This window comes from Streptacidiphilus sp. MAP12-16 (assembly GCF_041262165.1).
Classification (GTDB): Bacteria; Actinomycetota; Actinomycetes; order Streptomycetales; family Streptomycetaceae; genus Streptacidiphilus.
The window spans coordinates 45,632-65,570 of record NZ_JBGCBY010000011.1; the positions used below are offsets into that span (position 1 = coordinate 45,632).

Sequence of the window (19,939 nt, forward strand, 5' to 3'; positions counted from 1 at the left end):
TCGGGGCGGTCATCGGGAACGTACCTCCAGGAGCGGACCCGCGATGAGCGCGGGCATGGCGAGGATTTCCTCGTCCTCTGCGGTGAGGACGTTCAGGTCGGGGCGGATCTGGTCGCGCTCGGCGACGAAGCGGACCGAGGGGTCGGGGACGCCGGGGGCGTTCACGAAGGAGGTGAACCGGGCCAGGCGCGCGGGGTCGCGCAGGGTGGCGGCCCACTCGTCCTGGTAGTCGGTGACGTGATGGGCCATCAGTTCCTCCAGTTCGGCGCAGATGCCGAGGCTGTCCTCGACGATCACCTGGCGGAGGTGCTCCAGGCCGCCCTCCATCCGGTCCAGCCAGGCGGAGGTGCGCTCCAGTCGGTCGGCCGTGCGGACGTAGAACATCAGGTAGCGGTCGATGAGCCGGATCAGCTCGTCGTCGGTGAGGTCCTTGGCGAGCAGGTCGGCGTGGCGGGGCGTCGCGCCGCCGTTGCCGCCGACGTAGAGGTTCCAGCCCTCGGCGGTGGCGATGACGCCGAAGTCCTTGCCGCGCGCCTCCGCGCACTCGCGGGCGCAGCCGGACACGGCCGACTTGAGCTTGTGCGGGCTGCGCAGGCCCCGGTAGCGCAGCTCCAGCTGGATCGCCATGGCGACCGAGTCCTGCACGCCGTAGCGGCACCAGGTCGAGCCGACACAGGACTTCACGGTCCGCAGGGCCTTGCCGTAGGCGTGCCCCGACTCGAACCCGGCGTCGACCAGGCGGGACCAGATCTGCGGCAGCTGGTCGACGGTCGCTCCGAAGAGGTCGATCCGCTGGCCACCCGTGATCTTGGTGTAGAGGCCGAAGTCGCGGGCCACCTCGCCGATGACGATCAGCTTGTCCGGGGTGATCTCGCCGCCGGGGATGCGCGGGACGACCGAGTAGGAGCCGTTGCGCTGGATGTTGGCGAGAAAGTGGTCGTTGCTGTCCTGCAGGGCGGCCTGCTCGCCGTCGAGGATGTGGCCCGAGGCGTCCAGTTCGGGGGCGAGGGAGGCGATGATCGACGCTGCGGTCGGCTTGCAGACCTCGCAGCCCTCCCCGTCGCGTGCCTCCGGGCGGCCGTGCTCGGCGAGCAGCCGGGCGTGGGTGGGGATACGGGTGACCCGGACGATCTCGTACAACTCGGTGCGGGTGTGCGCGAAGCAGGGACACAGGCCCTTGTCGACGACGACGCCGGAGGCCTCCAACTCCTCGTCGACCAGGGTGCCCAGCAGCTTCACGCAGGAGCCGCAGCCCGTGCCGGCCCTGGTGCACTTCTTGACCTCGGGCACGGAGGCGCAGGAGTGCTCGGTCACCGCGGCGCGGATCTCGCCCTTGGTGACGTTGTGGCAGTTGCAGACCACGGCGTCGTCGGGCAGCGCCGAGCCGCCGAGGGAGACCGGGGCGCCGAGTCCGGCCGGGAGGACCAGGGCCTCGGGGGAGACGGGGAGCGGGGTGCCGGTGCCGGCCAGCGGGCGCAGACTCATGTACGCCTCGGCGTCGCCGACCAGGATGCCGCCGAGCAGTGCGCCCTCCGCCGTGACCACCAGCTTCTTGTAGACGCCGGCGCGGGAGTCGGAGTAGACGACGTCGAGCGCGCCCGGGGTGGCGCCGAAGGCGTCGCCGAAGCTGGCCACATCCACGCCGAGGAGCTTGAGCTTGGTCGAGAGGTCGGCGCCGGTGAAACTGCCCGACTGCTGGTTGAGCTGGGCGGCGACGGCCTCGGCCATGGCGTAGCCGGGGGCGACCAGGCCGTACACCCTGCCGTCCACGGCCAGGGCGCACTCGCCGATCGCGTACACCGCCGGGTCCTCGGTGCGGCACTGGGCGTCCACGACGATGCCGCCGCGCTCGCCCACGGGCAGGCCGCTGGAGCGGGCCAGGTCGTCGCGGGGGCGGACGCCCGCGGAGAAGACCACCAGGTCGGCGGCGAGGTCGGAGCCGTCGGTGAAGGTCATGCCGGTGGCCGTGCCGCCGTCGGAGACGGTGATGGTCCTGGTGCCGATCCCGGTGTGGACGACGACCCCCATATCCTCGATGGTGCGGCGTAGCGCAGCACCGCCGCCGTCGTCGACCTGGACCGGCATCAGCCGCGGGGCGAACTCGATGACGTGCGTCTCCAGGCCCAGGCCCTTGAGCGCGCCGGCCGCCTCCAGGCCGAGCAGCCCGCCGCCGACGACCGCGCCGACGCCCCGTCCGGTGGATTTGGCCTGCTGCGCGTACGCCTCGATGGCGTGCAGGTCCTCGATGGTGCGGTAGACGAAGCAGCCCTCGGCGTCCTTGCCCTCGACCGGCGGGACGAACGGGTACGAGCCGGTGGCCAGCACCAGGGTGTCGTAGCCGAGCACGTGTCCGGCCCGGGTGGTGACGGTGCGGGCCTCGCGGTCGATCGCCGTCACCGGGTCGCCGAGGCGCACGTCGATACCGTGCTTCTCGGCGAAGCCGTCCTCGGCGAGCAGCAGCTCCTCGGCGCTGGTGCCGGAGAAGTACGACGTCAGGTGGACCCTGTCGTACGCCGGACGCGGTTCCTCGGCGAGGACGGTCAGCTGTAGGCGCTGGGTGGCGCCGCTCTCGGCCAGGGCCTCCAGGAAGCGGTGGCCGACCATGCCGTAGCCGACGAGCAGGACTGTGGGCTTGGTGGTCATCAGGAATGCCCTCCGTGAGTGGTCAGAAGGTGGAGCGGTGGGGTGTCGAGCACCGTGTCGGCGGACCAGGCCTGGGCCAGGTCGCCGACGGTGGCCAGGTCGCCCAGCAGGATGCCGCCGACCAGGTGGTCGTCGCGGACGACGAGCTTGCGGTACGCACGGCGGGTGCCGTCGGCGAGTTGGAGTACGTGGTCGTCGGGCTTCACCTCCCCTGGGTCGCCGAACGCGGCGAGGTCCAGGCCGGGGGTGCCGGGCAGGGTGAGCCGGGTGAGCAGGCGGCTGCCGTCGTAGCGGAGGACGCCGGCCTGCCGCTCGGGCTGCGGGTCGGCCGCCCGTTCGGGGTCGGCCGCCCGCTCGGGCTCGGCGAGCATCCGGGCGAGCAGGTCGGCCTGTTCCAGCGCGGGGCCGGCGAGGCCGTAGCTGACTCCGCGGTGCTCGGCGCAGTCGCCGACGGCGCGGATCCGCGGGTCGTCCGTGCGGAGGCGGTCGTCCACGACGACGCCCCTGCGGACCGCCAGCCCGGCCGCGGCGGCAAGGCCGACGCGGGGCCGCACACCGCAGGCGAGCACCAGCAGGTCCACGTCGAGGCGGTAGCCGTCGGCGAGTTCGACGCCGGTCACGCTGCGCCCGGCGGCCGAGGTCCGGATGGAGCGGACCCGGCACTCGGTATGGATCTCGACCCCCAGTGACTCCAGGTGCGCGGCGAGCAGCGCCGCGGAGGCCGGGTCGAGCTGGCGCTCCATCAGGTGCTCGCCCTGGTGGGCCAGCATGGTCGGCACGCCGCGAGCGGCGAGTGCGCGGGCGGCGGAGACGCCGAGCAGGCCGCCGCCGACGACCACGGCGCGGGTACCCCCGCCGCCGGCCCGGAGCAGGGCGTCCAGGGCGGCGCAGTCGTCCATGGTGCGGAAGGCGTGGACGCCGTCGGGGAGTTGGTGGCGTTCAGCGCCGGTTCGGGAGTCGTCGAACAGGCCGCGCAGCGGAGGCAGGACCGGGTTGCTGCCGGTGGCGAGTACCAGGTCGTCGTAGCGCTCGACCGAGCCGTCGTCGCACAGCACCCGGCGCTGCCGGCGGTCGATCCGCACGGCTCGGACGCCGCGCCGCAGGACGATCGGCCCCGTCAGCGAGGGCAGCGCCGCGACCTCGGGGGTGTAGCGGCCGGCCAGCACCTCGGCGAGCAGGACGCGGTTGTAAGGAGAGCACTGCTCTTCGCCGAGGACGGTGATCTCGCTGCCGTCGTCGGCGCCGCCGCCGCCGGCGGCGGCAAGCTGGGCCGCCACCCGGTGCCCGGCCGTCCCCGCGCCGACCACCACGGTGCGACGGGCCGCGCCGCGCGGCGGGTTGAGGAGGCTCTCGGGTGGGGTCATGTACTCCACGGTCGACGGCCGGTGTTACCCGCCGCGTCCGACGGCGTTTCACCGCAGGAACAGTGCGCTCAGCGCACCACCGGGTCCGGTGTGAGCGAACGCCCGCCGTCAGGAAGACCGTGGGGAACATCCGCTGCCAGGTGTTCCGGTTGTGGCCGCCGGTGGGCAGGATCAGCGGGGCGGCGACCGTGGTGGGCCGCTGCGCGGCCTTCTGCAGGGCGGTGATGTCGGCGACGCGGCTGAACCGGTCCTCGGCGCTGGTGGCGACGACCAGCAGGTACAGGAAAGCGTCCCGGTCAGGGACTACGCAGGTGTGACCTTCACCGCGCACAGCTTGAACTCGGGCATCCTGGACACCGGGTCGAGTGCCGGATTGGTGAGCGAGTTGGCCCGGCCCTCCCCGTACCAGTGGAACGGCATGAACACGGTGTCCTCGCGGATCGCCGTGCTGATCCGGGCCGGGGCGGTCGCCCGACCGCGGCGGCTGACGACGGACAGGGGCGCCCCGTCGAGTACGCCCAGGCGCTCGGCGAGCCTCGGGTGCAGCTCGACGTAGGGGCCGGGGGCCGCGGAGTTGAGGTCGGCGACCCGGCGGGTCTGCGCCCCGGACTGGTACTGCGCCAGGACCCGCCCGGTGACCAGCCGCAGCGGGTAGTCGGCGTCGGGCTCCTCGGCGCTCGGACGGTGTCCGGCGGCGACGAAGCGGGCCAGGCCGTCGGGGGTGGCGAAGCGCTCGGTGAAAAGGCGGGGCGTGCCCGGGTGGCTCGCCCCGGGGCGGTCGCCCTCCGGCGCTTGCGGGCAGGGCCAGAAGACGCCCTGCTCGGCCTCGATCCGCTGGTAGCTGATGCCGGCGTAGTCGGCGGGCCCGCCCGCCGAGGCGCGGCGCAGCTCGGCGAACACGCTCTCGGCGTCGGTCGGAAAGGCCCGCTCGTCCAGTCCACCCAAAGGCTCGACGAGTCTGGCCGCCAGGCCGTGCAGCAGTTCGAGGTCGCTGCGGACCTGCGCGGGCGGGGTGACGGCCTGCCGGCGCAGCAGGACGCGGCCCTCCAGATTGGTCATGGTTCCGGTCTCCTCGGCCCACTGGGTGACCGGAAAGACGACGTCGGCGGTCGCAGCGGTCTCGGAGAGCACCACGTCGGCGACGGCGAGGAAGTCCAGCGAGGCCAGGCGCTGCGCCACGTGCCCCGCACGCGGTGCGGAGACCAGCGGGTTGGAGCCGGTGACCAGCAGCGCGCGGACGTCGCTGCCGAGCGAGTCGAGCAACTCGTACGCGGACCGGCCAGGGCCGGGGATGCTCTCCGGGTCGACGCCCCAGACCGCGGCGACGTGGGCGCGTGCCACCGGGTCGTCGATCTTGCGGTAGCCGGGGAGCTGGTCGGCCTTCTGGCCGTGCTCGCGGCCGCCCTGGCCGTTGCCCTGGCCGGTGAGGCAGCCGTAGCCGGAGTTCGGCCGGCCGGGGCGGCCGGCGGCGAGGCAGAGGTTGATCCAGGCGTTGACAGTGTCGGTGCCCTTGGACTGCTGCTCGGGGCCGCGCGCGGTGAGCACCATCGAGGAGTGCGCGTCCGCGAAGAGCCGGGCCGTCTCCCGGAGCTGGGGGAGCGGCACGCCGGTGATCGACTCGACCAGCTCGGGCCAGTGCGCCATGGCGACGGAGCGGGCCTCGGCCCAGCCGGTCGTGCGCTCGGCGATGTAGGCGTCGTCGGTGCGGCCCTCGGCGACGAGCAGGTGCAGCAGGCCGAGGGCGAGCGCGAGATCCGTGCCGGGACGGGGCTGCAGGTGGAGGTCGGCGAGCTCGGCGGTGCGGGTCCGGCGCGGGTCGACGACGATCAGGGTGCCGCCGTTGTCCTGCAGTTCGCTCAGGAAGCGGACGAAGGGCGGCATGGTCTCGGCCGGGTTGCCGCCGACCAGGATCAGGCAGCCGGTGCGGGTGATGTCCTCCATCGGGAACGGCAGGCCGCGGTCGAGGCCGAACGCCCGGATCTGCGCTGCCGCCGCCGAGGACATGCAGAAGCGGCCGTTGTAGTCGATCGCGGAGGTGCGCAGCACGGTGCGGGCGAACTTCCCCAGCAGGTACGCCTTCTCGTTGGTCAGGCCGCCGCCGCCGAATACCCCGACGGAGTCCCGGCCGTGTCGCAGCGCGGCCGCGGAGAGGGCGGCGGCGGTGCGGTCCAGGGCCTCGTCCCAGCTCGCGGGGCGCAGCGCGGCGCCACGGTGGTCCCTGACCAGGGGGGTGGTGAGCCGCAGCGCCGGATCGAGCAGGGCGGCGGAGGTGGCTCCCTTGCCGCAGAGGGCCCCACGGTTCACCGGGAAGTCGGGCCGTTCCACGACCACCAGCGGTACCGGTCCGCCGCTGCTGGGCTGCAGGCCGAGACCGCACTGCAGGGCGCAGTAGGGGCAGTGCGTCGCGGTGGTACCGGCCGCGACGGTGGCTGCGGCGGACATTGCGGCCACGGTCGGTACGGGGGCGGCAGCGTCGGGGATGGTGGCGGCGTCCATACCGCGAGCCTGCGGTGGCCGGGTTTCGCGACGGCATCCCCAGCGTTACCCCGCAGGTACGGTGCCCTCAGCGCGGCCCGCGGGCGGGTGTGAGCCGGGCCGGCGCGCAGGCCTCGCGGCAGGTCCGGCACCTGGTCAGGCACACGGTGGCGCGGGGCCCCACGCCCCGGCTTGCGGCATAATTCCGGAAATGGCCACCCTCACCGAGAGTGCGGACCCCGGCGTCGGCACGAAGGGGAGGCATCGCCGCAGCGTGTCGCGGCTGTGTACGGGTAAGCGACTCATGCATATCATCCGATCTAGTCTCTGGTTCGGAAAGGAGCACGTCGGCGTGACCCGCTCCCAACTGCGCGTGATCTCCCGCATTCTCGGAGTCCTCGTGTTCGGGGTGTGCTTCGTTCTGGTGCTCGATCGCGCCGAGGCCGGTAGTAAGCCGGCCCCCGCGCCGCCCCAACCCGCTCCCGCCGCCGACGCCTCGGTGTCCGTGCCCGCGGCGCTGGCCGGCCCGCACGCGGCGGCGGCCACCGCCAGTGCGCCCTTCACCGGACTGCCCAGCGTCGGAGCGATCTTCACCGTCGACCAGCAGGGCCGGTCGGACCACCACCACTACTGCACCGGCAGCGTGGTCGACAGCCCCGGGGGCGACGTCATAGCGACCGCCGCCCACTGCGTGGAGAGCGCGGTCAACGGAGTGCCGACAACCTCGCAGTTCGTCTTTGTCCCCGGCTACCACGACGGCGTGGAGCCGTACGGGGAGTGGACGGCCGTGAAGGTCCTGGTCGACCCGCACTGGTCGGCGAGTAACGACCCCGACTACGACGTCGCGTTCGTCGTGGTCCAGCAGCCGAGCACACCCAAGGCCCGGCTCGCCGACCTCGTCGGCGCCCAGCACATCGGCTTCTCGCCGCAGCGCCCTCAGCTTGTCGGCGTGATCGGCTACCCCACCGCCGCGGAGCAGCCCGTCGCCTGCCTGAACACCCTCAAGCCGTACGCGGCGACGCAGTCCGAGTTCGACTGCGTCGGCTTTGCCGACGGCAGCAGTGGTGGACCCGTGCTGACCGGCATCGACGCCGCGACCGGGCGGGGCACGCTGGTCGGCGTCATCGGTGGCTACCAGGAGGGCGGCGACACGCCCGACATCTCCTACGCCAGCTACTTCGGCGGCGCGGTGAAATCCCTCTACCAGGAGGCCGAGGCACTCGGCTGAGTCCACGCCCAGGCCTGGCTGAGTCCGCGCCCACGCCTCGCCGAGGCCCCGCCGAAGCCGGCGCTGCCGCTCCGCGCTCCGCTGCGGGCTGTGAGCTGCGGGAAATCCCCCGTGACGGACGTGCAACTGCGGCGAAACACCGGTCCGGCACGCTTGGCGTCATGACGCCGACCGACTCCACCCCCGAAGGGGGCCCTCTCGGTAGCAGCCACGCCGAGTTGATCGCCGAGATCGCCCACAGCTTCTCGTCCCGCCCGGTCGACATCCGCCCGGTCGACATCCGACGGGAGCGCTCCGGCCGGCGCGCCCGGGGTCCGGCGCGTTCCGTGCTCGTCGCCGTCGCCCACGGTTCACGCGACCCCGCCGCCCGCGAGACCGTCAGCCTGCTCCTCGAACAGGTCCGTGCGCTGCGTCCCGGCCTCGACGTCCGGCTGGCCCACCTCGGACTCAACGAACCGCTGCTCGACGACGTCCTCGCCGACCTGCGGTCGGCCGAGGCAGTCCTCGTCCCGCTGCTGCTGGGCCGGGGCCACCACGTACGCGTCGACATACCCGCGGCCGTCGCCCGGCACCCCCGGCTGGACGCGGCGGTCGCCACCCCGCTCGGCCCGCACCCGTTGCTCGCCGAGGCCCTGCGGCTGCGACTCGCGGAGGTCGGTTGGGACGACCCCGAGGTCACCAGGGAGCGTCGCCGCGACGCCCGCGACGCGGTCGTCCTCGCCGCCTCCGGGTCCAAGGACCCCGCCTCGGCCAAGGACGCGCAGACTCAGGCGCTGCTGCTCGCGGCGCGGCTGCACGTCCCCGTCGTCCCCGCCTACGTCTCCGCCGCGGCGCCCAGCGTGCCGCAGGCCGTGGCCGCGCTGCGGGAACGCGGCTACCGGCGGATCGCGGTCTCCTCCTATTTCACCGCCCCCGGCGAGTTCGCGTCCCTCGCCGCCGGTGCGGCACCCTGGCTGGTCGCGCCGCCACTCGGCGCGCAGCAGGCGATGGCGCGGCTGCTGCTGGACCGCTACGACGTCGCTCGCGACAGCGCCGCCGCGAACCGTCTCGGCGCGATCCGCGCCGCGGTCTGAGCGGACCCGGACCGAACTGTCTGAAGCGTGTCTGGCCTGGGCTGTCCTACCCCCGGGCTACGGTTGCGGGTATATGGACGACAAGAACAGGGATCACGTCAGTTCCGAGTACAGCGCCGCGGCCCAGGCCCGCTGGGTGGACGAGCCGGACAAGCGTCCCGGCCGTACCGCGTTCCAGCGTGACCGCGCCCGCGTGCTGCACTCCGCCGCGCTGCGCCGACTCGCCGGCACGACGCAGGTCGTCGCTCCGCTCGCCAACGACTTCCCGCGCACCAGGCTGACCCACTCGCTCGAGTGCGCCCAGGTCGGCCGGGAGCTCGGCGCCGCCCTGGGCTGCGATCCCGACCTGGTGGAGACCGCCTGCCTCGCCCACGACATCGGCCACCCCCCGTTCGGGCACACCGGCGAACAGGCCCTCGACCGAGCGGCCGCCGGCTGCGGCGGCTTCGAGGGCAACGCGCAGAGCCTGCGCATCCTCACCAGACTGGAGCCGAAGCGCTTCACTGACGGCGGAGCCGGAGGGGAACAGAGACGCAGCACTGACGGCGGAGCCGGAGGGGAACAAAGGCGCAGCACTGACGGCGGAGCCGGAGGGGAACAACGGCGCAGCACCGACGGCGGGGAACCACGGCGCAGTACTGACGATGCGTCAGGTCGGAGCGTCGGGCTGAACCTCACCCGCGCCGCGCTGGACGCCGCGACCAAGTACCCCTGGACCCGCGGCAGCCACCCGGAGTTTCCGCACAAGTACGGCGTCTACGAGGACGACCTCGCGGTGTTCCAGTGGCTCCGCCAGGGCGCCTCGGCCAACCGGCGCTGCCTGGAGGCCCAGGTGATGGACTGGTCCGACGATGTCGCCTACTCCGTCCACGACGTGGAGGACGGCCTGCACGCCGGCCATGTCGCCCCGGCCGCCCTGCACTCCCCGCAGGAACGCGAAGAACTGTTCCTGGTCGCCGCCCGCTACGCCCCGAACGCCGAACCCGACGAGCTCGCCGAGGCGCTGGACCGGCTCCAGGACGAGGAATGGTGGCCCAGAAGCTACGACGGTTCCGCCCGGGGCCGGGCCACGCTCAAGGACGCCACCAGCCAGCTCATCGGCCGCTTCTGCACCGCCGCCGAGCAGGCCACCCGCGCCGAGTACGGTCCGGGGCCGCTCAGCCGCTACCGGGCGGACCTGATCGTCCCGCGCGGGGTGCGGCTGGAGTGCGCGGTGCTGAAGGCCGTCGCCGACCGCTACGTCATGCAGCGCGACGACCAGGAGCAACTGCGCACCTGGCAGCGCACCGTGATCCGCGAGCTCGCGGAGGTGCTGGTCGACGCCGCTCCGGAGGGCCTGGACCCGGTCTTCCGTGCGCTGTACGAGGAGGCACGGGACGACGCCGCCCGGCTGCGGGCCGTGGTGGACCAGATCGCGACCCTCACCGACGCGTCGGCCGCGGCCCGACATCGCGCGCTGACCACCCGTTAGCCGGGCCCGGCCGGGCAGCAGCCCGACAGGTTCGCACCCTTCACCGTTCCCTCCGGGTGCGGGACGCTGCTGAGCACAGTTCCATGACCCGACAGGAGACCATCCGTGGTGGACGCACACGAGACCCATGTCATCGTCGGTGCCGGGCTCGCCGGGGCCAAGGCGGCGGAGACCCTGCGCGCCGAGGGCTTCACCGGCCGGGTGATCCTCGTCGGGGAGGAGCGCGAGCCCCCGTACGAGCGGCCGGGGCTGTCCAAGGGCTACCTCGCGGCGAACACGCCGCGGGCCGACCTCTTCGTGCACGACTCGCACTGGTACGCCGCGCAGGAGGTCGAGATGCGACTCGGCTCGCCGGTCACCCTGCTGGACCGGGCCGCTCGCGCGGTCCACCTCGGGGACGGCACCGTCCTCGGCTACGACCGGCTGCTGCTCGCCACCGGCTCCGCCCCGCGCCGCCTCGACGTCCCCGGCGTCGACCTGGGCGGCGTCCACTACCTGCGGAAGCTCTCCGAATCCGAGCGGCTGCGGGCCACCCTGCAGACCCTGGGCCGGGAGAACGGGCGGCTGCTGATCATCGGCGCGGGCTGGATCGGCCTGGAGGTCGCCGCGGCGGCCCGTGGCTACGGCGCGGAGGTCACCGTCGTCGAGCCTCAGCCCACCCCGCTGTACGGGGCACTCGGGCCCGAGCTCGGCTCGTTCTTCGCACAGCTGCACCAGGACCGTGGCGTGCAGTTCCACTTCGGCGCCTCCGTCACCGGTATCGAGGGCGAGGACGGCATGGTGCTGGCCGCGCACACCGACGACGGGGACGAGCACCCCGCGCACGCCGTTCTCGTCGGCATCGGCGCCGCCCCGCAGACGGCGCTGGCCGAGGCCGCGGGTCTCGCGATCGCCGAGGCTGCGGACGGCGCGGGCATCGCCGTCGACGCCTCGCTGCGGAGTTCCGACCCGGCGGTCTTCGCCGCCGGTGACGTGGCCTCGGCCGAGCACCCGCTGTTCGGCCGGCGGCTGCGGGTCGAGCACTGGGCCAACGCCCTCAACGGCGGCCCCGCCGCCGCCCGCGCCATGCTCGGCCAGGAGGTCGTCTACGACCGCGTCCCCTACTTCTTCTCGGACCAGTACGACCTCGGCATGGAGTACTCCGGATTCGCCGCCCCCGGCTCCTACGACCACGTGGTGGTGCGCGGCGACGCGGGCAAGCGCGAGTTCATCGCCTTCTGGCAGGGGCCGGACAACCGGGTGCTGGCCGGGATGAACGTCAATGTCTGGGACGTGGCGGGCAGCATCCAGCAGCTCATCCGCTCCGCCCGCCCGATCGACCCCGACCGCCTCGCCGACCCCGGGACCCCCCTGGCCGACCTCTGACCCGTCGAACCCTGTCAGCCCCCGGCCGTACACTGCGAGACGTGGCCGGGCGGATCAGGGACGAAGATGTTGAGGCGGTGCGAGCCGCCGTGCGGATCGACGCTGTCGTGGGGGAGTACGTCCAGCTCACCAATGGCGGCGGCGGTCAGCTGAAGGGTCTGTGCCCGTTCCACGACGAGAAGTCCGCGTCCTTCTACGTCAGCCCGAGCAAGGGTGTCTTCAGCTGCTTCGGCTGCCAGGAGAGCGGCGACACCCTCAGCTTCGTCATGAAGATCGAACACCTGTCGTTCGTCGAGACCGTGGAACGTCTCGCCGCGCAGGTGGGCATCACCCTCCGCTACGAGGGCGGCGGCTACCAGCCGGGCCGCCAGCAGGGCGAGCGCACCCGCCTGCTGGAGATCAACAAGATCGCCGCCGTGTGGTTCACCGAGCAGCTGAGCAGCCCCGAGGCGGAGATCGGCCGCCGCTTCCTCAAGGAACGCGGCTTCGAGGCCGACGCCGCCGCGCACTTCAGCCTGGGCTACGCCCCCGGCGGCTTCGAGAACCTCACCCGCTTCCTCCGCGGCCGTGGCTACACCGACCGCGAGCTGCTGCTCTCCGGCATCTGCTCGGAGGGCAACCGCGGGCCGATGGACCGGTTCCGGGGCCGGCTGATCTGGCCGATCCGGGACATCACCGGCGAGGTCATCGGCTTCGGCGCGCGCAAGCTCCGCGAGGACGACAAGGGCCCCAAGTACCTGAACACTCCGGAGACCCCGCTCTACAAGAAGTCCCACGTCCTCTACGGCATCGACCTCGCCAAGAAGGACATCGCCAGGACCGGCCGGGCCGTCGTGGTCGAGGGCTACACCGACGTGATGGCCTGTCACCTCGCGGGCGTCACCACCGCCGTGGCCACCTGCGGCACCGCCTTCGCCGAGGACCACATCAAGATCCTCCGGCGGCTGCTGATGGACACCTCGCAGTACCGGGGCGAGGTCGTGTTCACCTTCGACGGCGACGCCGCAGGCCAGAAGGCCGCACTGCGCGCCTTCGAGGACGACCAGAAGTTCGCCGCCAAGACCTCCATCGCGGTCAGCCCCGGCGGCATGGACCCGTGCGAACTGCGCCTGGCCCAGGGGGACGAAGCCGTCCGAGCGTTGATCGAGAACCCGGTGCCGCTGTTCGCCTTCGCCATCCGGGCCGCCGTCGCCCAGCACAACCTGGAGACGGCGGAGGGCCGCTCCGCCGCCCTGGAGCAGGCCGCGCCGATCGTCGCGCGGATCAAGGACGGCTCGATCCAGCACGACTACGCGGTCCAGCTCGCCGGGATGGTCGGCATCCTGGACGAGCAGTTCGTGGTCCGCCGGGTCAACCAACTCGCCCGCTGGCAGCGGCAGCGGGACGAGCAGCAGCGTGACCGCAACGGCAACCGTCCGGGCGACCGCCCCGGCGACCGGCGCGCCGTCGGCGCGCCGACTCCCACCACCGCGCCGCGCCGCCCCGCGTTCCGGCTCAACCCCCGCGACCCGGCCCAGTTCGTCGAACGGGAGCTGCTGAAGCTCGCCCTCCAGTACCCGGCCCTGGTCGCCCCCACCTTCGACTTCTACACCGAGGACGAGTTCCCCACCCCGCCCTACGCCACGGTGCGGGCCGCCGTCGCCGCCGCCGGGGGCGCCGCCACCGGGGCCGCCGCGCCGGACGCCTGGTCGGCGCTGGTCCGCGCGGCCGCGCCCGACGACGCCGTGCGCGGACTGATCACCGAGCTCACCGTCGAACCCGTCCGCACCCGCCGCACCGCCGACGCCATCTACGCCGGAGAGTTCCTGGTCAAGCTGCGGCTCCAGGCCGTGGACCGCCGGATCGCCGACTGCCGGGCGCACCTCCAGCGGCTCGGTCCGCGCGCCACTCCCGAGCAACTCGCGGCCGTCCAGGGCGAGCTGTGGGCCCTCCAGCAGTACGGCCAGGCGCTGCGCGAACGCGGTGCCGCTGCCCTCTGACCGACGGCGCGGCGGCCCGGGAAACGCCTGCGGCGCGCTGCAGAAAGTGCACGCACACATCTCTGCCTGAGCGTCAGCGGGGGCGCACACTGGGTTGTGGTGCCCCAATCATCTGAGCGCGGGACCGTCGACCCCGGCGGATCTTCGCCTACCGCGTCCCGGACGGAGGGCGGCGAGGCCCCCGACGTTCCGATGCCAGGCGCCGCCCGCACCGGTCACAGCACACGTCACAGCCTCTGTCCCAGCCGCAGCTCCGGCCAGCAGGCGCCGACCTCCTCGTCCGCAGAGCGACCCCCGGCGCCGGAAGGGAAGGACGTGGACCTCGCCACGGCCGTCCGACCAGCCCCCCAGGACACTCTCCCGCCGCCCGAAGGCCAGCCACCCGACGACCAGCCTCCCGAGACAGTGCCCACGCCGGAGGAGCTCGCCGCCCTGGATTCCGTCGACCCCGCCGAGGTGCCCGCCGACCTACCCGACCTGCCCGACCTCCCCGTCGACCTTCCGGCAGACCTGCCCGAGGACCCGCCCGCCGACCGGCCCGTCGAGACCCGCGCCGACGAGCCCGCACCCGCACTCGACGACACGGCGGGCCCCTCCGCCGACCTCTTCCGCCAGTACCTCCGCGAGATCGGTCGCATCCCTCTCCTCACCGCGGTCGACGAGGTCGAACTCGCCCGCCAGGTCGAAGCCGGACTGTTCGCCGAGGAGTACCTCAACTCCCATGCCGGCCTGGGCGGTACGGGAGGTCTCGTCGGCCTCGACGGCACCCCGGACGAACGTCTGGCGGACGACCTCGACCGCATCATCGTGATCGGCCGCATCGCCAAGCGGCGGCTCATCGAGGCCAACCTGCGTCTCGTCGTCTCCGTGGCGAAGCGCTACGTGGGCCGTGGTCTGACCATGCTCGACCTGGTGCAGGAGGGCAACCTGGGCCTGATCCGCGCCGTCGAGAAGTTCGACTACGCGCGCGGCTACAAGTTCTCCACCTACGCCACCTGGTGGATCCGCCAGGCGATGAGCCGCGCCCTGGCCGACCAGGCACGGACGATCCGCGTCCCGGTGCACGTCGTGGAACTGATCAACCGGGTGGTGCGGGTCCAGCGCAGGCTGCTCCAGGAGCGCGGATACGAGCCCACCCCGACCGAGGTCGCCGCTGTCCTTGAGCTGCAGCCCGAGCGCGTCGTCGAGGTGCTGCGGCTCGCTCAGGAGCCGGTGTCGCTGCACGCGCCCGTCGGCGAGGAGGACGACGTCGCGCTGGGCGACCTGATCGAGGACGGCGACGCCGCCTCGCCGGTCGAGTCCGCCGCGTTCATGCTGCTGCGGCAGCACCTGGAAGCGGTGCTGTCCACCCTCGGCGAGCGCGAGCGCAGAGTCGTCCAGCTCCGCTACGGGCTGGTCGACGGCCGGCCGCGCACGCTGGAGGAGATCGGGCGCTTGTTCGGCGTCACCCGCGAGCGCATCCGCCAGATCGAGTCCAAGACCCTCAACAAGCTCCGCGACCACGCCTTCGCCGACCAGCTCCGCGGCTACTTGGACTGAGCGCCTCCGCCCCGAGCCGGCCGACCGCCGGTCAGCCCAGCTCGGGATGCATCTGCGCACGTACCGCCGCGTACTGCTGCCGCACCGCTCTGCCCACCGCGACGTCCTCGCCGGGGTCGACGGTGACCGCGTCGCGCAGCGGCCACTGCGGCGGTACGGACGTCCCGGCCAGCGACCAGGCCGCCTGCCGGGCCGCCCCGAGGGCGGCGTAGTCGCCCGGCGCGGGGATCACCACCGGCACGCCGAGCACCAGCGGCGCGATGCTCTGCACGGCGGCGAGCCGCCCGGCGGAGCCGGTCAGGAACACCCGGCGGACCCGCACCGACCGGTCCCGCAGCACGTCGAGCGCGTCCGCGAGACCGCACAGCATGCCTTCGACGGCGGCTCGGGCCAGATGCTCGGGCCGCATCGAGTCGATCCGCAGACCGGCCAGGGTTCCCGCCGCGCGCGGAAGGCTCGGGGTCCGCTCACCGTCCAGGTAGGGGAGCAGCACCAGGCCGTACGAGCCGGGTGTGGAGCGCAGCGCCAGATCGCTCAGCCCCTCCGCGTCGGTGCCGAGCAGTTCGGCCGTGGCCCGCAGCACCCGCGCTGCGTTGAGCGTCCCGACCTGCGGCAGGTGGCGCCCGGAGGCGTCGGCGTAGGAAGTGATGGTGCCAGTGGCGTCGACCAGGGGCTTGTCGTGGACGGCGTAGACGGTGCCGGTGCTGCCCAGCGACACCACGACGTCGCCGGCGCCCAGACCGAGGCCCAGGGCGGTGGCCATGGTGGTGCCCGTCCCCGCGGAGATCAGCAGCCCCTCCGGGCTGTGCCCGGCGGGCTGGGCGGGGCCCAGCACGTCCGGCACCGCGGGTTCGTGACCGAGCGCCAGGGTGAGCAGGTCGCTCCGGTACTGGCCGGTCAGCGACGACCAGTAGCCCGTCCCCGAGGCGTCGCCGCGGTCCGTGGTCCTTCGCGCGGGATGGCCCAGCAGCTGCCAGACCAGCCAGTCGTGGGGGAGCAGGACCTCGGCGACGCGCTTGGCCGCCTGCGGCTCGTGCTCGGCCAGCCAGCGGAGCTTGGCGACGGTGGATCCCGCGTTGGGCACGTTCCCGACGGCCTCGGCCCAGGCGGCGGGGCCGCCGAGCTCGGACACCAGTTGGGCGGCCGCGGCGGCGGAGCGCGGATCGTGGCGCAGCAGGGCCGGACGTACCAGCACCCCGCCGGCGTCCAGGCCGATCAGGCCCTGCTGCTGCGCGCTGACGCCGATCGCGCGCACGCCTTCGAGCATTCCGTCGGCCGCGGCTGCGCCGAGCGAGCGCAACCACGCCTGCGGGTCGATCTCTGCGACGGTGCCGCCGGCGGTGGCCGAGGTCGTCGCGCCGGGGTGCGGAGCGCGATTCTCCCGCAGCACCGCGCCGGTGTCGGTGTCGCAGATGACGACCTTTGTGTACTGGGTGGAACAGTCGATGCCAGCCGATATCGCCATATCACGAGATCATGCCGCACTCGCACGCCGCCCGCGTCTCCGCGGCGCTACTTTCCGGGGCTGCCCCACGCGTCGGTGTCGCCGGTCGAGGTACCGGCCGTGGCGCGGTCCCGGAGGTAGGGGACGCGCTCGATCACCGCGCTCGGCAGCTTGTCGCCGACCTTCCCGGCGACCGCGTCCGCGGCTTTGCCGGCTGCGGAGCCCGCAGCCTGCTTGGTGTTCCGGGCGGCCGACTGCACGGCCGGGGTCTGCGAGAGATCACGGGCGGTCTTGCGGAGCTGCTCGTAGCGTTCGCGTCCGGCGCGGGTGCCAAGTACGTAGCCGATGGCCAGTCCCGCGATGAAAGGGAGCTTGCGCATGTCGCCTCCACCTCTGTCCGTACGGCCGTCCGCGCGCGAGTCCGCGTCCGCGCCGATCACTCGTGGGGAGCCTACGGGGGCCTGCCGCGGACCGTACGGCTGCCGCGCCGGTCCGTGCCTTCGGCTGCCCATCCGTTGACGCCTACCCCGGCGACCCGCCGGCGAACCCACTCCCGCCGGTCGCGGCGGAGCCGGGGCCGGGCCGGGGCGGGCCGGTCGTCCGGGTAAGGATTGGCGGAGCACCCCCCTACGTGCGCTAATGTATGACCCGCAGCAGACGCCGCCGCCCAGCTCGACGGAGCAGGGCCGACGAAGCCGCACCTTCCCCCATAGCTCAATTGGCAGAGCAGCCGACTGTTAATCGGCAGGTTATTGGTTCGAGTCCAATTGGGGGAGCTGCCGAGGTCGACCACGACGGTCCGGTCCCGGTGCAGTGGACGATCCTCCATAGCTCAATTGGCAGAGCAGCCGACTGTTAATCGGCAGGTTATTGGTTCGAGTCCAATTGGAGGAGCTTCACCCGAAGGCCCCGGCACGCCGCCGGGGCCTTCGGCGTTGTTCCGGTGCGAGCGGACGTGGCAACGAGGATGGGGACCAGGGATGACGCACGCTCAACTGCTCGAGGCCGCCGCCCGACACGGGAGTGCGGGAGGCGCGGGAGCGCTGATCGCGGTGCTCGCGCTGGCGGCGGTACTGGCGGCCGGCGTGTTCGGCTACGGCAGGCGGCGCGGCGGCGGCTCCGCCCGGCCCGGCGGCCAGCGCCCGCGGTCGACGCGCCCGCCGGGCCGCCCGTCCACGGGCCCGGTCAGGGGCCCGTCCCGAGGTGCGCCGTCCCGGCTTCCTGAGCCGCGCGAGATCTGGTGGGCCCAGGTGCCGTTCGAGGACGGGCCGGGGTCCAAGGACCGCCCCTGCCTGGTGCTGCACCGCAGTGCCCGCGCGGCGACGGTGCTGAAGATCACGAGCAAGCACCATGCCGAGCGCCCCGGCGTCCTCCCGCTGCCGCCGGGAACGGTGGGTGACCGCGACCACCGCGAGAGCTGGCTGGAGACTGACGAGTCGCGCGAGGTCCCGCTCGAGGACTTCCGCCGCCGGGTCGGCGCGGTGGACCAGCAACTGTGGGCCCGGGTACGGAAAGCACTGGCCTGACCCGGCCTGACCTCACTGCCCGGCCGCCTGCCGCCTGCTGTGCAGTAGCAGGTCCGGGCCCCGCTCGGCGGGCGAGCGAGGCCCGCGTTCCTTTGCGACCGCCGGTCAGTCCGGCAGCGGACTCAGGCTTCGATGTTCTCCAGGTCGTCGAGCAGGCTCGGGTGCGTCGGCTCCCAGCCGAGAGCGGCGCGGGTGTGACCGCTGGATGCGGGTTGGTCGGTCGCGAAGATCGGGCCGAGGGGACCGAAGCGTTCTTGCGGCACCGACTCGACCGGGAGGTCGAGCCGCCGCCCGATGACCGCAGCGATGTTGCGTACCGCGTCACCTTCGTCGGCAACGGCGTGCCACGAGCTTCCGGCCGGCGCCTTCTCCAACGCGAGCCGGAACAGGACGGCGGCGTCGAGCGCGTGGACGGCCGGCCAGCGCTGCGCGCCATCGCCGGGGTAGCCGGCGACGTGGGTGCGGCGGGCGATGTCGGTGAGCAGTCCGGCGAACCCGCCCCGGCCCTGGTTGTGGACTGTGCGCGGCAGCCGTACTGCTGTGCTGCGCACGCCGCGCGAGGCGAGTTCGAGTACGCGGTTGACCGACTGGCTACGTCCGCCGACGGGTCCATCGGTCGGCGACGGGTCGTCCTCGGTCGATGCGCGTCCCGGCACGTAGGGCGTGCCCGACACGGTGACGAGCGGCCGGTGCGTGCCGACCAAGGTGTCGCCGAGCGTCGCGAGCGCGGCGCCTTCCTCGGCGATCGCTTGGGCGAGTGCCTCGGGCGAACTGAAGTCGTTGCTGAAGGCGAGGTGGACCACGCCATCTGCCTGTTCCGCGCCGGTTCGCAGCACCTTGAGGTCGGTGAGCCCTCCGCGGAGCACCTCGGCGCCGGCGGCTCGGGCGGTTGCCGCAGAGGCGTCGGAACGAGCGAGGGCAGTGACCGAATGGCCTGCGGCGAGCAGTTCGGCGACGACGGCCGAGCCGATCAGGCCCGTTCCGCCGGTGATGAAGACGCGCATGGTGAGCTCCGAAAAGTGATGCGACATGTGTCCCATCACCGTACACCGCGATGCGACACATGTCGCATCGTCTAGACTGGCCATATGCCGAGATGGAAGCCTGATGCGCGCCAGCGCCTGGTCGTGGCGGCGCTCGGCCTGTTCGCCGAGCAGGGCTATGACGACACGACGGTCGCTCAGATCTCCGAGCGGGCAGGTCTCACGAGGAGCACCTTTTTCCGCCACTTCGCCGACAAGCGGGAGATCCTCACAGCGGGGCAGAAGGCCCTCAGCCGCCTGCTGGCCGAGGGCATCGATGCCGCTCCCGCGGATGCGACGCCAATGACGGCCGTCGAGGCCGGCCTGGAGCGCGCATCGGCCGAGATGACATCGTTCAACCGCGAGCTCAGCCCGCTGCTGCGCGCGGCGATCGAGGCGAACGAGGAGTTGCAGAAGCGCGACGCGTTGAAGAGCATCGGCATGGCCGCGGCGATGGTCGATGCGTTGAAGAGACGCGATGTCAAAGAACCCACGGCGCAGGTGGCCGCCGAACTCGGCGTGCTCGCGTTCAAGCTCGGATTCAGCCAGTGGGCCGACCCCGACCGCGACCAGGACCCCGGCGAGCTGGCGACCCACACGCGAGCCGCACTCGACGAACTCCGCGCGGCAGCCGCGGACCTTCGCTAGCAGCAGCCGCCGAGCCGACCTCGGGCAGTCAATCGACCGGAAATCCGCTGCTGAGCTGCTCTGCGCCCGGCCTTGCCCGCACTCAATCGACTACGGCCGTGCGACTTTTCGGGGTAGATGACGCCGCGGTGCCGGGCTGAGCCGGGCCCCTGGTCGGGTGGC

14 protein-coding genes and 2 tRNA genes are annotated in these 19,939 nt (G+C 72.9%); 10 read left to right on the forward strand and 6 right to left on the reverse strand.

Translation table 11 applies throughout. The annotated features are described in order from the left end of the window. Positions 1–9: 9 nt before the first annotated feature. The 3 genes from nirB to ABIA33_RS16595 form a co-directional block, all read right to left on the reverse strand. Entirely contained in the window at positions 10–2,643 is a 2,634-nt protein-coding gene (gene nirB, locus ABIA33_RS16585) for a nitrite reductase large subunit NirB (protein ID WP_370082152.1), read from the reverse strand. Continuing rightward, entirely contained in the window at positions 2,643–4,007 is a 1,365-nt protein-coding gene (locus tag ABIA33_RS16590) for an NAD(P)/FAD-dependent oxidoreductase (RefSeq protein WP_370082154.1), read from the reverse strand. The genes nirB and ABIA33_RS16590 overlap by 1 nt, the downstream gene beginning before the upstream one ends. Before the next feature lie 303 nt (positions 4,008–4,310). Continuing rightward, entirely contained in the window at positions 4,311–6,449 is a 2,139-nt protein-coding gene (locus tag ABIA33_RS16595) for a molybdopterin oxidoreductase family protein (RefSeq protein WP_370082495.1), read from the reverse strand. Between the two features lie 385 nt (positions 6,450–6,834). Here ABIA33_RS16595 and ABIA33_RS16600 point away from each other — a divergent pair, with 385 nt between their 5' ends. From ABIA33_RS16600 to ABIA33_RS16625, 6 genes are all read left to right on the forward strand, one after another. Continuing rightward, positions 6,835–7,710: a serine protease gene (locus ABIA33_RS16600; RefSeq protein WP_370082156.1), complete on the forward strand. Its 876-nt coding sequence runs from the start codon at positions 6,835–6,837 to the stop codon at positions 7,708–7,710. 161 nt (positions 7,711–7,871) lie between these two features. Then, complete coding sequence (locus ABIA33_RS16605; RefSeq protein ID WP_370082158.1) at positions 7,872–8,783, forward strand: sirohydrochlorin chelatase; 912 nt, start codon at positions 7,872–7,874, stop codon at positions 8,781–8,783. Positions 8,784–8,856: 73 nt separating this feature from the next. Beyond that, complete coding sequence (locus tag ABIA33_RS16610; RefSeq protein WP_370082160.1) at positions 8,857–10,254, forward strand: deoxyguanosinetriphosphate triphosphohydrolase family protein; 1,398 nt, start codon at positions 8,857–8,859, stop codon at positions 10,252–10,254. A gap of 105 nt (positions 10,255–10,359) precedes the next feature. Continuing rightward, positions 10,360–11,619: an NAD(P)/FAD-dependent oxidoreductase gene (locus ABIA33_RS16615; protein WP_370082162.1), complete on the forward strand. Its 1,260-nt coding sequence runs from the start codon at positions 10,360–10,362 to the stop codon at positions 11,617–11,619. Between the two features lie 41 nt (positions 11,620–11,660). After that, positions 11,661–13,598 carry a DNA primase gene (gene dnaG, locus ABIA33_RS16620; RefSeq protein ID WP_370082164.1) on the forward strand — a complete coding sequence of 646 codons (1,938 nt, stop codon included), beginning with the start codon at positions 11,661–11,663 and terminating at the stop codon, positions 13,596–13,598. 315 nt (positions 13,599–13,913) lie between these two features. After that, positions 13,914–15,137, forward strand: coding sequence for an RNA polymerase sigma factor (locus tag ABIA33_RS16625; RefSeq protein ID WP_370082166.1), 1,224 nt, complete (start codon positions 13,914–13,916; stop codon positions 15,135–15,137). Positions 15,138–15,168: 31 nt separating this feature from the next. On the opposite strand, the gene ABIA33_RS16630 is transcribed toward ABIA33_RS16625, so the two are convergent. Together ABIA33_RS16630 and ABIA33_RS16635 are read right to left on the reverse strand one after the other, a co-directional pair. Next, positions 15,169–16,602 carry an FGGY family carbohydrate kinase gene (locus tag ABIA33_RS16630; protein ID WP_370082168.1) on the reverse strand — a complete coding sequence of 478 codons (1,434 nt, stop codon included), beginning with the start codon at positions 16,600–16,602 and terminating at the stop codon, positions 15,169–15,171. A gap of 47 nt (positions 16,603–16,649) precedes the next feature. Further along, the gene (locus ABIA33_RS16635; protein ID WP_370082172.1) at positions 16,650–16,961 is read right to left on the reverse strand and encodes a hypothetical protein; all 312 of its coding nucleotides are present in this window, start codon (positions 16,959–16,961) and stop codon (positions 16,650–16,652) included. Positions 16,962–17,284: 323 nt separating this feature from the next. Here ABIA33_RS16635 and ABIA33_RS16640 point away from each other — a divergent pair. The 3 genes from ABIA33_RS16640 (at position 17,285) to ABIA33_RS16650 (ending at position 18,107) form a co-directional block, all read left to right on the forward strand. After that, positions 17,285–17,357: transfer RNA gene (locus ABIA33_RS16640), tRNA-Asn, on the forward strand. Positions 17,358–17,402: 45 nt separating this feature from the next. Beyond that, positions 17,403–17,475 (forward strand) — tRNA-Asn (locus tag ABIA33_RS16645). An 86-nt stretch (positions 17,476–17,561) separates the two neighbouring features. Beyond that, positions 17,562–18,107 carry a type II toxin-antitoxin system PemK/MazF family toxin gene (locus ABIA33_RS16650; RefSeq protein WP_370082174.1) on the forward strand — a complete coding sequence of 182 codons (546 nt, stop codon included), beginning with the start codon at positions 17,562–17,564 and terminating at the stop codon, positions 18,105–18,107. A gap of 122 nt (positions 18,108–18,229) precedes the next feature. Here the strand turns inward: ABIA33_RS16650 and ABIA33_RS16655 are convergent, their stop codons facing one another. Continuing rightward, entirely contained in the window at positions 18,230–19,111 is an 882-nt protein-coding gene (locus ABIA33_RS16655; protein WP_370082497.1) for an SDR family oxidoreductase, read from the reverse strand. 84 nt (positions 19,112–19,195) lie between these two features. On the opposite strand from ABIA33_RS16655, the gene ABIA33_RS16660 reads away from it, so the two are divergent. After that, positions 19,196–19,777 carry a TetR/AcrR family transcriptional regulator gene (locus ABIA33_RS16660; RefSeq protein WP_370082176.1) on the forward strand — a complete coding sequence of 194 codons (582 nt, stop codon included), beginning with the start codon at positions 19,196–19,198 and terminating at the stop codon, positions 19,775–19,777. Positions 19,778–19,939 lie beyond the last annotated feature (162 nt).

Coding starts and splice junctions, on each gene's coding strand:
- nirB (WP_370082152.1), bottom strand. CDS start 2,643: ATGACCACCAAGCCCACAGTCCTGCTCGTCGGCTACGGCATGGTCGGC.
- ABIA33_RS16660 (WP_370082176.1), top strand. CDS start 19,196: ATGCCGAGATGGAAGCCTGATGCGCGCCAGCGCCTGGTCGTGGCGGCG.
- ABIA33_RS16605 (WP_370082158.1), top strand. CDS start 7,872: ATGACGCCGACCGACTCCACCCCCGAAGGGGGCCCTCTCGGTAGCAGC.
- ABIA33_RS16610 (WP_370082160.1), top strand. CDS start 8,857: ATGGACGACAAGAACAGGGATCACGTCAGTTCCGAGTACAGCGCCGCG.
- ABIA33_RS16655 (WP_370082497.1), bottom strand. CDS start 19,111: ATGCGCGTCTTCATCACCGGCGGAACGGGCCTGATCGGCTCGGCCGTC.
- ABIA33_RS16595 (WP_370082495.1), bottom strand. CDS start 6,449: ATGTCCGCCGCAGCCACCGTCGCGGCCGGTACCACCGCGACGCACTGC.
- ABIA33_RS16650 (WP_370082174.1), top strand. CDS start 17,562: ATGACGCACGCTCAACTGCTCGAGGCCGCCGCCCGACACGGGAGTGCG.
- ABIA33_RS16630 (WP_370082168.1), bottom strand. CDS start 16,602: ATGGCGATATCGGCTGGCATCGACTGTTCCACCCAGTACACAAAGGTC.
- ABIA33_RS16590 (WP_370082154.1), bottom strand. CDS start 4,007: ATGACCCCACCCGAGAGCCTCCTCAACCCGCCGCGCGGCGCGGCCCGT.
- ABIA33_RS16635 (WP_370082172.1), bottom strand. CDS start 16,961: ATGCGCAAGCTCCCTTTCATCGCGGGACTGGCCATCGGCTACGTACTT.